Genomic DNA, 12,181 nt, shown 5'->3' on the forward strand with positions numbered 1-12,181 from the left:
AGGCGCAGACCTCCCTATCGTCTCCGCCATGGAGGGGGTGGCCGCCGGCGCCAGTGTCGGTCTTGCGCTGCTGGGCGACCATGTGGTGGTCGGTCCATCTACACGCATCCTGTTTCCATTCATCAAACTGGGCCTCGTCCCGGATTGGGGTCTGCTGCGCTCGCTGCCTCAACGGATCGGGGTCGGCCGGGCGCGCCATCTGGTCTTCGCAGGGGCCGCGATCGATGGTGCCGAGGCCGTAAACATCGGGCTCGCCGATGAACTCGTCGACGATGACGCCGTTATGACGGTGGCTCTCGAACGTGCGGAGGCGTTCGCTTCACTGCCGCGTGAGGCGACGGCAAGGATCAAGGCACGCTTTCGCGCCTTCGGCCGTCTCGACTTCGCCCAGGATCTCGACGCGGAGCGTGTGGATCAGGTGGCCTGCCTTACCCATGGGGAATTCGCGGAAGGACTTTCGGCCCAGCTTGGGCGGCGCGCACCGAGATTCATCGACGGAACGCCGGGAGACGCCACCGAGTGACCATCCTTCACGTTACTAATCGCGACGGCGATATCCGCGAAATCGACGCTCCCGACGGCCGATCCCTGATGGAGACGTTGCGTAACGCCGGCTATGACGAGATCGAGGCCCTGTGTGGCGGAAGTTGCGCCTGCGCGACCTGCCACGTCTACGTCGACGGAGAGGTTGCCTCCCGCCTCCAACCGATGTCGGAGGACGAGAATGATCTCCTGGACGCCGCCGAGGACCGCAACGAGCGATCTCGCCTATCCTGCCAAATCAAGCTTAGCGCCGGGCTCAGCGGTTTGAAGATCACCATCGCTCCGGAGTCGTGACCATGTCCAAGTCCGACCATTTCGACGTTCTCATCATCGGGGCTGGCCATGCCGGTGCACAGACGGCCATCGCGCTGCGACAGCAGAAGTTCGAGGGCACGATCGGCATCGTCGGCGATGAGACCGAACATCCCTATGAGCGCCCACCGCTGAGCAAGGACTACTTCCTCGGCGAGAAGACCTTTGATCGCCTCCTCATCCGGCCGGAGAGCTTCTGGCGTGAGCGAAAGGTCAGCCTGATGCTGGGACATCGGGCGGTCAGCCTCGATGCCGACGCGAGGACGATCTTCCTGCAGGACGGCGCCAAGATCGGATATGGGGACCTCGTCTGGGCAGCCGGCGGCCGTGCCCGACGACTTTCCTGCCCAGGGTTCGACCTAGGCGGCATCCACTACGTCCGCACGCGTGCTGACGTCGACGCCCTGCTCGAAGACGCCGAGGCCGCCACGCGAGTGGCTGTGATCGGCGGCGGCTACATCGGGCTGGAGGCCGCTGCCAGCCTGAGCAAGCTCGGCAAGGCCGTCACGCTTTTCGAAACCGCCGACCGCCTTCTGGCGAGGGTGGCCGGCGCACCAATCTCGCACTTCTACGCCGACGCACACCGTCGTCGCGGCGTCGCCGTCCTGACGAGTATCAACATCGTGGAAGTCCTCGGCGAACAGGACCGGGTCTTCGCCGTGCGCTCCGACCACCACACCTTCCCTTGCGATCTGGTGATCGTGGGTATTGGCATTATCCCCGAATCCGAAGTTCTCGCCAAGGGCGGAGCCAAGGTGGAGAACGGCGTCTGGGTCGACGCTCATGGCGCTACAAGCCTGCCGCACGTCTATGCGGCCGGTGACTGCGCCGCCGGCGAGAGCCAGTTCGCGGACGGGGCCAGGCTCCGCATTGAGTCGGTGCAGAATGCCAACGACACGGCCACGAGCGTTGCCTCCTCCATAATGGGCGCTCCTCGCCCGTACGCCGCGACGCCCTGGTTCTGGTCCAACCAATTCGATTTGAAACTTCAGACGGTGGGCCTTTGCACCGGCCACGATGAGGCGGTTGTCCGCGGCGATCCGGAGACAGAGTCGTTCTCGGTGATCTATCTCAAACAGGGTCGCGTAATCGCCCTGGACTGCGTCAATAACGTGAAGGACTACGTCCAGGGCCGTAAGCTGGTGGAGCTGGGGCTCTCTCCAGCGCTGTCCGCTATAGTGGATAGCGATATCCCGCTCAAAAATCTGCTTCCGCCAACTGCCTGATCGCAGCCCTCAGCCTGTCGCGTGCTTCTCCGGTCTCACCCGCAGCCACGCCTCAATCCCGAGCCCAATAGGATTGATCCTCCCTCGTATTGGTGAACACCCACGCTAGCTGTTCGGCGCTGGGGAGGAGGGCTGGCGGCCCTGCCACGCCGGGCCAGCGCAGCCGGCTGCCGCGCCGGCTATCCGATCGCGCTCACAATGCGCGCCCGGTAACTTCCAGGCGGCGGCCGACCAAGTCTGGCTCGCCGACACGACCTGCATCCCGACCGGCGAAAGCTCGCTCTACCTCGCTCGATCCGGCAAGCCAATGAAGAGCTGCTTCCACACCCTAAGGATGAGCGCGCCCATCGCCGTCTAGGCCACCCGCGACCCAGCGTGCCTAAACTTGTTCGGATACATCGAGGACGTCTACAACCCCCTCACCTGCACTCGTCACTGGGCTCTATCAGCCTCGCCGAGACCGAACGCAGAGCGGCTTAACCCCGTCCACTTTTGTGAGGAAAGATCACGAATGCTCACCAAAGCACCGCAGGATCAGCGCCGTCCGGTGGATTTTAAGGAGACGCTGAGCTGGGGGACGGACATGTTCAGACCTGAGGCGCCGATCATCAGTGCAAGATCACCCAAGTCGGTGAGATCGACATCCCGGTAGTGCAATGTCCAATTAAGCGACGCGATGAGCATCCGTCGCGTCGTCTCCGGATCTGACCGCAGGATTCCCTCGTCACGCAACGCACCCAGAATTAAGAGCCAGCGTTCGCGGTATCGGTTGTTGATCTGCTTTAGCTCCCTCCTCGCTGCATCAGTCAGGCGGTCCCACTCCCGCACTGACACCTTGTGCGCATAGCCATGGCGATGGAGCGCCTCAAGATGCCCCCGAATCAACGCCTGATACTGGCCGATTGCTGTGTTCTGGCCGAGCAGCGCACGTTCCGCCGTTTCATGACCGAGCTTCAGGCCCTCGCGGATTACCCACGCCAGCAACTCTTCCTTACTCTCAAAATGATAAAAGATGCTGCCAGATGTGATGCCCACCCGATCGGCGATGTCGCGAACCGTCGTGCGATCAAAGCCACGTTCATAGAAGCTTGCGGCGGCATGCTTGACGATGAGATCGCGCCGACTTTTCCGCTCTTGCCGCAAAGAAAGAGACGGCATTTCTGGGGATCGTTCAGTCATTGGCAACTGTTTACTGGAGGCCCGTGTAGGAAGCTGTGTTCTGCTTTGCCCACTGATTGAGATACCAAAGAAGAAGTTCGCGCTGGCTGCCGATTCCTAAGCGGCTATAGGCGCGCTTGCGGTACGTCATCGCGCTTTCCTCACCTATGCCAAGGTCCAGCGCGATGCCGAGTGAAGTCATACCGTAAAGGATGCGGGCACAGACTTCCGCCTCGCGCCGCGCCAACCGAGGCGTGCAAATCGCGACGCAGGCTTCTATCGCCGGCAGAGAGGTCAATGCAGAGCTTGCGTCATGAGGCCCCATGCGCATCTCGGCATGTTTGGCGGCCATGGCGATGATGTTGTCCGCCATTCGCTCAAGCGCCGACAGGTGATCGTCGGAGAAGGCGCCCCTCTTGTGTGTGTTGATGAGGCTGACGATCGTGGTCTGCTTCCGAGATCGCGACGAGATCACCACCCGTTCACGCACCCCGTGGGGGCCATAAACCTTTTCACGCATCTCATCATGGGCGATCTCGCCAATCTCCATGTGCGCCAGCACCGGCCGGCAGTCCGGATCAGAGGACCATAACGATGCCAAGGCTGGATCTACCCGCCAGTAGGCGTTGGACGAGTAGAGACAGGCCTGGTTTTTGGCGACCGAACCTCCGCCGGTGCCGCTGCTGCCGATGACACGGCATGTGTCGTCCGCAACTGCATACATCGCGAAATGCTCCGCTGAGCACAGCGAAGCGATGAACTGCATGAAGGCGGGATCGAAGGCCTCTTCACCGATCTGATCCACGACAGCGCCGAGGCCAAGCCGCGCCCTTGACCGCCCATAGATCGGACCATCTACCTGAGTGATCTGCATCGCAAGTTCCTCCCGGTTCCGCCCCCTCGTCCTTCTGCGGGACGTTAGGCGCTGTATCGCTCTGGCTACCTCGCCATTATTATACCAAGCGCTTGGTTAGTAAATACCCGCACCCTTAGATCCGGCGACCGATGATCGGCAGCGTCTGTACCTCTTGCGGGGACAGCGCCGGTCGCACGCGGTGGCCTATCTATCTGGTTCATCGCCGCTTCAATCGGAAATGCGTTTTATGACTCACGCCGCTTATATCTTTGATGCCGTCCGAACCCCCCGCGGCAAGGGCAAGGCGGACGGGGCCCTGCACGAGGTCAAGCCGGTCCGGTTGATTGCAGATCTTCTGAGCGCGCTTCAATCCCGCCACGACCTGGATACATCCAGGGTCAGCGACGTCGTCCTCGGCTGCGGACAGGCGCTCGGCGAGCAGGGTGGCGCAATCGGCAAGGCGGCCGCATTGATGGCCGGGTGGGACGACAAGGTCGCCGGCTGCCAGGTCGACCGTTTCTGCGGCTCCGGGCTTGAGACGGTCAACATGGCTGCGGCCCGCATCATGAGTGGCATGGAAGACCTGATGGTCGCCGGCGGCGTCGAGTCGATGTCACGCATTCCGATGGGATCAGGCGGGGGCGCGCTTTTCTTTGACCCCGAGTTGGTGAGCAAGACCGGTTTCGTGTCCCAGGGCGTATCGGCCGACCTTATCGCCACGATTGGGGGCTACAGCCGCGAAGACGTCGACGCCTACGCCTTGACCTCCCAAACAAAGGCCGCGGAAGCCCAGGCCCGCGGAAATTTCGACCGCAGCGTTGTGCCGGTCGTCGACGCCTTCGGCCAGACGATCCTGGCCCGCGATGAATTCATCAAGCCCGGAACGACCATGGAAGGTCTGGCTGCACTCAAGCCGTCCTTCGCCAAGATCGGCGAGATGGGGATGGACGCAGTCTGCCTCGCCAAATATCCCCGAGTTTCAGGCATAAATCACGTCCACACGGCCGGCAACTCCTCGGGGGTGGTCGATGGGGCCAGCGCCGTTTTGATCGGGTCGGAAGCCGTCGCTAAGGCGTTAGGGCTAACCCCTCGCGGCCGCATTGTCGGCATGGCCACGGTCAGCACCGAGCCCACAATCATGCTCACCGGTCCGGCGCCTGCCGTGACCAAGCTTCTCGCTCGCACAGGCCTGACGCTCGACGACATCGATCTGTTTGAGGTGAATGAGGCATTCGCGTCTGTTGTCCTGCGGTTCCGCGACGACCTGTCAGTCCCCGAAGAGAAGATCAACGTGAACGGGGGCGCCATCGCCCTTGGACACCCAATCGGCGCCACCGGCGGCATGTTGGTCGGCACGCTCATGGACGAGCTGGAACGCCGACAGCTGCGGCGCGGCATCTGCGTACTGTGCATCGGCGGCGGCATGGGCGTCGCCACTCTGATCGAACGCATCTAGGAAAAACCGCCATGCAAAACGCCACCTACGAAGTCCGCCCTTCCGGCGTAGCCCTGGTCACGCTCGACATGGAGGGCTCTCCGGTCAACGTCATGAACGACGCCTTCACCGCCATGCTGGACGAGGTTATCGCCCGCCTGGAAGCTGACCGCGATAGCGTCACCGGCGCCATTATCACTTCCGCCAAATCCACCTTCGTCGCCGGCGGCGATATCGCCAAGATCCTCGAACTGCGCGAACAGGGTGCCGAAGCCGGCTTCAATTTCGTCCAGGGTCTCAAAGCCCAGCTGCGCCGCATCGAGCGGCTCGGCAAGCCGGTCGTCGCGGCCCTGAATGGCAGCGCCTTGGGCGGCGGCCTCGAACTCGCCCTGGCCATGCACCACCGCATTGCGGTCGATGATCCCAAGAGCCAGTTCGGCTTTCCGGAAGTCGGCCTGGGCATCTTGCCCGCCGGCGGTGGCGTGGTTCGCTCGGTGCGCATGCTGGGCCTAATGAAGGCGCTTCCGCTCCTCACCGAGGGCCGACGCCTGAACCCGGGCCAAGCCCTCAAGGAGGGCCTGGTTGATGAGGTCGTCGCAGACCGCGACTCTATGATCGCCAATGCCGAAGTCTGGATCGCCGCGAACCCTGAATTCGTCCAGCCTTGGGACCATAAAGGCTTCACTATCCCCGGGGGGGACATGTTCTCGGCGACGAACGCCGGCGCGATGGCAATGTTCCCGGCCATGATCTTCAAGAAGACCAAGGGTCTTCTGCCGGCCGCCGAACGCATCCTGCGCGTCGCCGCCGAGAGCTCCCAGACCGGATTTGATTCCGCATGCGACATCGAGAGCCGCGCCTTCGCGGATCTCCTGATGTCTCCCGCGTCTGAAAACCTCATCCGCACCATGTTCTTGCAGATGAACGAGATCGGCGCGGGCGCTAGCCGTCCAGGCTCTGCGGCCAAGCGCAAGATGACCTCGCTCGGCATCCTCGGAGCCGGGATGATGGGACGCGGCATCGCCTATTCCGCGGCTCTGGCCGGCCTCAAGGTCATCCTCAAGGATGTCACCGCCGAGGCTGCCGAAAAGGGCAAGGCCTACACCCGCAAGCTGCTCGACAAAGACATCGAGCGCGGCAAGCGTACGTCCGGCGATGCGGACGCGATCCTTGAGCGGATCATCGCCACCGACCAGATGGATCAGCTGGCCGACTGCGACATCGTCATTGAAGCGGTGTTCGAGGATGTAAGCCTCAAGCACAGCATTGTGCGCGAGGTCGAAGTTGTCCTGCCCGAAACCTCCCTTGTCGCCACCAACACCTCGACCCTGCCGATCTCGATGTTGTCTGAAGCATCGAAGCGTCCCGAGAACTTCATCGGCCTACATTTCTTCTCGCCGGTCGACAGGATGCACATTGTCGAGATCATCTGCGGCGAAGCCACCAGCCCCGATACGCTCGCCAAGGCTTTCGACTTCGTCCAGCAGATCCGCAAGACGCCGATCATCGTCAATGACAGCCGAGGCTTCTTCACCTCACGCGTTTTCAGCGTCTACACCGACGAGGGCGACCGCCTGCTGAAGGACGGCGTCAATCCGGTCTTGATCGAAAACCTTGCACGCCAGTCAGGGATGCCGGTCGGCCCCCTGGCGGTCCAGGACGAGGTCATGATGGACATGCTGCTTCGGTCCTTCAAAACCAATCAGGATCTCGATGCGCAGCTTGGTGATAACTACGCCGACGTCTACGCCGTGTGCGGCGAGCTGTGTGACTATATGTCGTCGCGGGGGCGCCCCGGCCGCAGCGCCGGCGCGGGCTTCTACGAGTATCCGCAGGATGGCGGAGCCAAATACCTCTGGGCCGGTCTGAAGAAAGCGTTCGGCGGCGACGTCGAACTGCCGCTGGATGACGTCCGCGACCGGCTGATGTTCCGGATGGTGATCGAGGCGGCACGGTGCCTGGATGAGGGCGTCATCAGCCACGTCCGTGACGGCAACGTCGGTTCGATCCTGGCCTTTGGCTTCCCCGTCCACACCGGTGGCGTCTACCAGTTCGTCCAGTCGTACGGCCTTGACGCGTTCCTCGCTCGCGCGGCCAGCCTGGCCGAGACCTACGGGCCGCGCTTCCTCCCCCCGGCAGACTTCGGCGCAACGCTTCAACGCGCGTCCGCCGCTCCCGCCAAGGCGCCTGAGGCGCCCGGAACAAGGACATATCTCATGGCCGGAACCATCCAAGCCGATCTCGACGATGGCGTTCTTCGCCTGACCATCTCCGATCCCGATCGGATGAACGCCATGACTCCGGCCCTGGCGGATGATCTGTGCGCCCGCCTCAGGTCACTGGATGAAGGCGTTCGCGTCGTCGTTCTGAGCGGAGCTGGCAAGGCCTTCTGCGCCGGTGCCAACCTGGCCGACGTCCTCGCTGATCCGACAGCCCGCTCCAACGGCGGCAGGATGCTGGAAGAGCATTACAATCCGTTGATCCTTGCGATCCGCGACTTGCCGGTTCCGTTAATCACAGCGGTCCGCGGCGCGGCCGTCGGCGTCGGCGCTTCTCTCGCGTGCGCCGGCGACCTGATCATCGCCAGTGATACCGCCTTTTTCCTGCAGGCCTTCCGCAAGATCGGCCTCGCTCCAGACGGCGGTGCCCCCTTCTTCCTGACCCAGGCGATTGGCCGGGTACGCGCGCTGGAGATGATGCTTCTGGCCGAAAAACTGCCGGCCAGCCGCGCGCTTGAATGGGGCCTGATCACCCGGGTCGTGGCTGACGACGCGCTCGAGGATGTCGTCACTGCCTTGGCCCGCGATCTCGCCCAGGGCGCAACCTTCGCGATGGGCAAGGTTCGCCAGTTGGCCTGGGCGGCGACCCATTCCTCTTTGGAGCAGGCGCTTGAACTCGAAGTCCAGACCCAGGCGGCGACCGCCGCCAGCGCCGATTTCGAGGAGGGCCTCGCCGCCTTCATGGCGAAGCGGCCGCCACAGTTTACCGGACGCTAAGCGGCGCCCCGGAGACGCCAAAAAGATGCCCGTCGAAAGGCGTTGACATAGAAGGAACTCCGCCGATGGCGTCGCGAATCAATACGACCCTATTGTTGTGCTTTATCGCGGCCGTGCTGGAGGGGATTGACATAATAGCCTTCGGCCTGGCTGCGGCTGACATGCGTTCGGCGCTGTCGCTCTCGACCGATCAAATCGCTCTGACCGCAAGCGCCAATATGGCGGCCTTCGTCATCGGCTCTCTGTGTGCCGGACGCGGCTCGGATCGGTACGGCCGCAAAGTCATGCTCCTCATCTCAATGGCGATAATCGGCGTCTTCTCATTGCTGACTGCGACCGCTTCTAGCTTCGAGACGATGTTCATCTTCCGCACACTCACCGGCATCGGGCTCGGCGGAGCCATGCCGATGTTCATCGCCTTGGCGGCCGAGGCTGGGCCGCCCTCGGGACGGGTCGCGCGCGTGAGCGTGATGCTGAGCGGTTCTCCCCTCGGCGGCATTCTGGCCAGCCTGTTCGTCGCCACCCAGCTCGGATCGGACTGGCGCTCGATCTTCCTGCTCGGCGGCATCGCCCCCCTTCTGTTCCTGCCTCTGCTCTGGAAGGGCATCAAGCCTCAGGAACAGCCCGCAGCCGCTCTGACGCCCCCGGGGAAGCCCGTGCAACAGATCCAGGTGTCGGGCTTGCGGACACTGCTGGCCGACGGCCGGGGTAAACTCAGCGCCCTACTGTGGTTCGGCCTGCTGGCCAATCAGGTCCTGACCTACACCATGTTCAACTGGCTCCCAATCCTGCTGCGTGATCTCGGGCTCGAACGTTGGGAAGCCTCCACGACCATGAGCGTCTTTATGGCGGCGGCCGTCGTGGGCAACATCGTCATCGCGCGCTTCGTCCTCGGTTCACGCCGTTGGATCGCGGTCGCCGTCGTTTTCTGCGGCACTGTGCTCAGTCTTCTCGCCTACGGCCTTCCCGGACAGACGTTTCCGAGCCTCGCGGTGATCTCTGGCTTTGCGGGTGGGTTCATCCTCAGCGCCACGGTGCTGCTCTACGGGCTGGCGACCGACCTATACCCGACCGAGATCCGCGGCACCGGCGTGGGCGCCGCGACCGCTATGGGCAGGCTGGGCGCGATCACCGGGCCACTGCTGGCTGGGGCCATGATGACGGCCGGACTGACGACGGCCACATTGCTTCCTGCGCTTGCCCCGTTCGCGTTGGCAGGCGGCGTTGCGGCGGTGATCCTTGCGCGCCGGGTGACTTGATGGACGCCCTCGTCGTGCACGGCCCGGCAGGCCTCGAGGGACTCGTTGGAAAGGAGCTGGGGCCATCGCTGTGGCAGCCCATAACCCAGCCGATGATCGACCAATACGCCAACCTGACCCTGGACCATCAATGGATCCATGTTGATGTCGAGCGCTCACGTATTAGAGGTAGCCACCAAGCTGGGCGCCAGATGACGGGCACACTGGTCAGCGGCGGACTCGACAGCCGGACGGCCTGCGGCGCCGACTGGGCGCCGCAGGCTCCTGGATCACCTCGCCGGCGAGGTCAGTCGGCGCATCGATTCACCAGACAACTGAATCCGGTGACTGGTGTTGAGCATCCGATCGAGAACGGCGTCGGCGACCATCGGATTGTCGATGTAGGCGTGCCATTCCTTGAACGGGAGTTGGCCCGCCAGCAGGATTGAGGCCGATCGGGTTCGGGCGTCCACGATGTCCAGCAGGTGGTGCTTGCCCGACTCCGTCAGAGGCGTCAGTCCGAAGTCATCCAGGATCAACAGGTCGAAACGGGCGATCGCAGTGCGCAGGCGGTTCATGCTGCCGTCCTGATGGGCGATCGCCATGTCCTCCAACAGTTGATGGGTGCGATAGTACCGAACCGTCAGACCGACGCGGGCGGCATGACCGCCAAAGGCGCACGCCAGATGGGTCTTCCCGGTCCCTGTTGCGCCCGTCAGGATCAGATTTTCGGCTTGGCGCACCCAGGTACAGGTCAGAAGCTCAGCCATCTGAGCCCGGTCCAGGTTCCGTGCGGCGCGGTAGTCGATGTCTTCGGCCGCCGCGGGGATCTTCAGCCGGGCACCTTTCAGGATGCGCTTCAGGCGACGGTCGTCACGATACGCGGCTTCAGCCTGCAAGAGGTGCATCAGCCGATCGTGGAACGGAAGATCGGCGAACGCCGGCGTGGTTGCGTGATGCTCGACCGCTTCCACCATGCCGTTGAGGCCGAGGTCGCGGAGTTTGTCGATGATGTGGGTGGTGTTCATGACTCGTCTCCGGCGAAATAGTCGGGACCGCGCACGTTCTCATTCGGAGCGGCGGCTGTGGGGGGCGTGACGAAATCGGCTGGATCGGTGAACTCCAGATTTCGATCCAGGATGTTGCGCACATGAGCCAGCCGGGGTTCGCCGCTTCGTACGGCGCGGGCGCAAGCCGCTTCCAGCCTCACTGTACCGACGCGCCTCGCCAGGTCGCGAAACGAGCGATAGACGGCGGTCTTGGCCGCGCCGAAGAACGGACGCCCGGCCTCGCCCTGGACCACAGCCTGAACACCGGGCCCATGCAGACGAGACCATAGGACAAGATCTTCGTCCTCCCCCGCGCGCCGCGCCAGGTGGTTGGGCGGCATATGGGCTGGATCGGTCGAGGCCTCGCCCGCGACGGCGAGGCGCGGGTGGATACCTACCGGCTTCCCGTCGTGCCAGATCTCGACCGTGACGGCGTTCGCGCGCACATCAACCCGCCGCCCGATCAGGGTATGCGGCGCCGAGTATCGGCGCTGATCGTGCATGACGTGATAGTCTGGTCCGAGGAGCAGCTGACGGCTGACCTCGAAGAAGGCGAACGGGTCCCCCTGGAGCGGCCGCAAGGCCGGACGGTCCAATCGCTCGAACAGAGACGCGCGAGACTCGCCGGGTGCGCGCCGCAGCGCCTTGGTGTTGAGGCGGATGAGCAGGCTGGCCAGCAAGGCATTCATTTCGCCGAGCGACATCGCCGGCCGATCTGCGAGGGCTAGCCGCAACAGGCGCTGAATCAGCTTCACGCCGATCTCCACCTTCGCCTTGTGCGTGGGGCTGTAGGCCTTGGCGGGGCGTGCGATCGTTCCGTGATGGTCGCAGAAGGCCTGGAAAGTCGGGTTGATCACCGGCGGCTGTCCGCGCTTGTGGGAGATCACGGCGGCCTTGAGGTTGTCGGAGATGATCACCTGCGGGACGCCGCCGAAGAACCGAAGCGCCTGTTCGTTCGCCCAGATCCAGTCGCTCGCACGCTGTGAACGGGTGACGCAGGCGAAGGTGTCCTGACCGCCGGAGTCCAATTTATTGGCGGTGTGCACGTATTGCGAGTCCGTTTGGGACGACGATCGCCCACGGCTTTCTCACCCTGTCGATGATACCAGCCATGCAGAACCAGTTGATTGCGTTCGAAGGCTTCGATCGGGTGCTGAACTACGGGCTGGACCGCCTGCGTTGCCCATCGCCTGTCGGGGTCGATCGGCGCATCCGCCTGACACAGAAGGTAGCGTCCATCGAACACATCAATGCGACCATGTTTCGCGTAGTTCTTGATAGCGCGATCTGGATAGAAGACGAGGACAAGCCCGCAATCATAGCGTCCCTGATTGCACAACTTCACGCCGCACCCGACACGACCTGACT

11 protein-coding genes and 1 pseudogene are annotated in these 12,181 nt (G+C 63.3%); 8 read left to right on the top strand and 4 right to left on the bottom strand.

The annotated features are described in order from the left end of the window. From MBEBAB_RS08185 to MBEBAB_RS18640, 4 genes and pseudogenes are all read left to right on the top strand, one after another. A partial coding sequence (locus tag MBEBAB_RS08185; protein WP_045319064.1) for an enoyl-CoA hydratase/isomerase family protein occupies window positions 1-523 on the top strand: 523 nt, incomplete at its 5' end. Next, window positions 520-837, top strand: a complete 318-nt coding sequence (locus tag MBEBAB_RS08190; protein WP_021697494.1) for a 2Fe-2S iron-sulfur cluster-binding protein — start codon at window positions 520-522, stop codon at window positions 835-837. The genes MBEBAB_RS08185 and MBEBAB_RS08190, both read left to right, overlap by 4 nt. 2 nt (window positions 838-839) lie before the next feature. Further along, complete coding sequence (locus MBEBAB_RS08195; protein WP_021697495.1) at window positions 840-2,081, top strand: NAD(P)/FAD-dependent oxidoreductase; 1,242 nt, start codon at window positions 840-842, stop codon at window positions 2,079-2,081. A 129-nt stretch (window positions 2,082-2,210) separates the two neighbouring features. After that, window positions 2,211-2,561: pseudogene (locus MBEBAB_RS18640) on the top strand (hypothetical protein); the annotation flags it as partial. Window positions 2,562-2,615: 54 nt separating this feature from the next. Here MBEBAB_RS18640 and MBEBAB_RS15115 read toward each other — a convergent pair. Continuing rightward, window positions 2,616-3,260: a TetR/AcrR family transcriptional regulator gene (locus tag MBEBAB_RS15115; RefSeq protein WP_081703462.1), complete on the bottom strand. Its 645-nt coding sequence runs from the start codon at window positions 3,258-3,260 to the stop codon at window positions 2,616-2,618. Window positions 3,261-3,270: 10 nt separating this feature from the next. After that, window positions 3,271-4,113 (bottom strand): helix-turn-helix transcriptional regulator, encoded by an 843-nt coding sequence (locus tag MBEBAB_RS08205; RefSeq protein ID WP_045319065.1) that lies wholly within the window; start codon window positions 4,111-4,113, stop codon window positions 3,271-3,273. Between the two features lie 220 nt (window positions 4,114-4,333). Between MBEBAB_RS08205 and MBEBAB_RS08210 the strand changes: the two genes are divergently transcribed. The 3 genes from MBEBAB_RS08210 to MBEBAB_RS08220 all read left to right on the top strand — a co-directional run bounded on the left by MBEBAB_RS08210 (window position 4,334) and on the right by MBEBAB_RS08220 (window position 9,785). Then, entirely contained in the window at window positions 4,334-5,551 is a 1,218-nt protein-coding gene (locus MBEBAB_RS08210) for an acetyl-CoA C-acetyltransferase (RefSeq protein WP_442778293.1), read from the top strand. 11 nt (window positions 5,552-5,562) lie between these two features. Further along, complete coding sequence (locus MBEBAB_RS08215; RefSeq protein WP_021697499.1) at window positions 5,563-8,526, top strand: enoyl-CoA hydratase-related protein; 2,964 nt, start codon at window positions 5,563-5,565, stop codon at window positions 8,524-8,526. Window positions 8,527-8,591: 65 nt separating this feature from the next. Then, window positions 8,592-9,785 carry an MFS transporter gene (locus MBEBAB_RS08220; protein ID WP_021697500.1) on the top strand — a complete coding sequence of 398 codons (1,194 nt, stop codon included), beginning with the start codon at window positions 8,592-8,594 and terminating at the stop codon, window positions 9,783-9,785. Between the two features lie 269 nt (window positions 9,786-10,054). On the opposite strand, the gene istB is transcribed toward MBEBAB_RS08220, so the two are convergent. Both istB and MBEBAB_RS08230 read right to left on the bottom strand, forming a co-directional pair. Further along, window positions 10,055-10,792 carry an IS21-like element helper ATPase IstB gene (gene istB, locus MBEBAB_RS08225; RefSeq protein WP_021697501.1) on the bottom strand — a complete coding sequence of 246 codons (738 nt, stop codon included), beginning with the start codon at window positions 10,790-10,792 and terminating at the stop codon, window positions 10,055-10,057. Further along, window positions 10,789-11,859 (bottom strand): Mu transposase domain-containing protein, encoded by a 1,071-nt coding sequence (locus MBEBAB_RS08230; RefSeq protein WP_021697502.1) that lies wholly within the window; start codon window positions 11,857-11,859, stop codon window positions 10,789-10,791. The genes istB and MBEBAB_RS08230 overlap by 4 nt, the downstream gene beginning before the upstream one ends. Window positions 11,860-11,861: 2 nt before the next feature. Here MBEBAB_RS08230 and MBEBAB_RS08235 point away from each other — a divergent pair, with 2 nt between their 5' ends. Then, the gene (locus MBEBAB_RS08235; RefSeq protein WP_262422364.1) at window positions 11,862-12,179 is read left to right on the top strand and encodes a MaoC/PaaZ C-terminal domain-containing protein; all 318 of its coding nucleotides are present in this window, start codon (window positions 11,862-11,864) and stop codon (window positions 12,177-12,179) included. Window positions 12,180-12,181 lie beyond the last annotated feature (2 nt).

It is taken from the genome of Brevundimonas abyssalis TAR-001 (assembly GCF_000466985.1).
Lineage (GTDB): Bacteria > Pseudomonadota > Alphaproteobacteria > Caulobacterales > Caulobacteraceae > Brevundimonas > Brevundimonas abyssalis.

Coding starts and splice junctions, on each gene's coding strand:
- MBEBAB_RS08215 (WP_021697499.1), top strand. CDS start 5,563: ATGCAAAACGCCACCTACGAAGTCCGCCCTTCCGGCGTAGCCCTGGTC.
- MBEBAB_RS15115 (WP_081703462.1), bottom strand. CDS start 3,260: ATGACTGAACGATCCCCAGAAATGCCGTCTCTTTCTTTGCGGCAAGAG.
- MBEBAB_RS08205 (WP_045319065.1), bottom strand. CDS start 4,113: ATGCAGATCACTCAGGTAGATGGTCCGATCTATGGGCGGTCAAGGGCG.
- MBEBAB_RS08220 (WP_021697500.1), top strand. CDS start 8,592: ATGGCGTCGCGAATCAATACGACCCTATTGTTGTGCTTTATCGCGGCC.
- MBEBAB_RS08195 (WP_021697495.1), top strand. CDS start 840: ATGTCCAAGTCCGACCATTTCGACGTTCTCATCATCGGGGCTGGCCAT.
- MBEBAB_RS08210 (WP_442778293.1), top strand. CDS start 4,334: ATGCGTTTTATGACTCACGCCGCTTATATCTTTGATGCCGTCCGAACC.
- istB (WP_021697501.1), bottom strand. CDS start 10,792: ATGAACACCACCCACATCATCGACAAACTCCGCGACCTCGGCCTCAAC.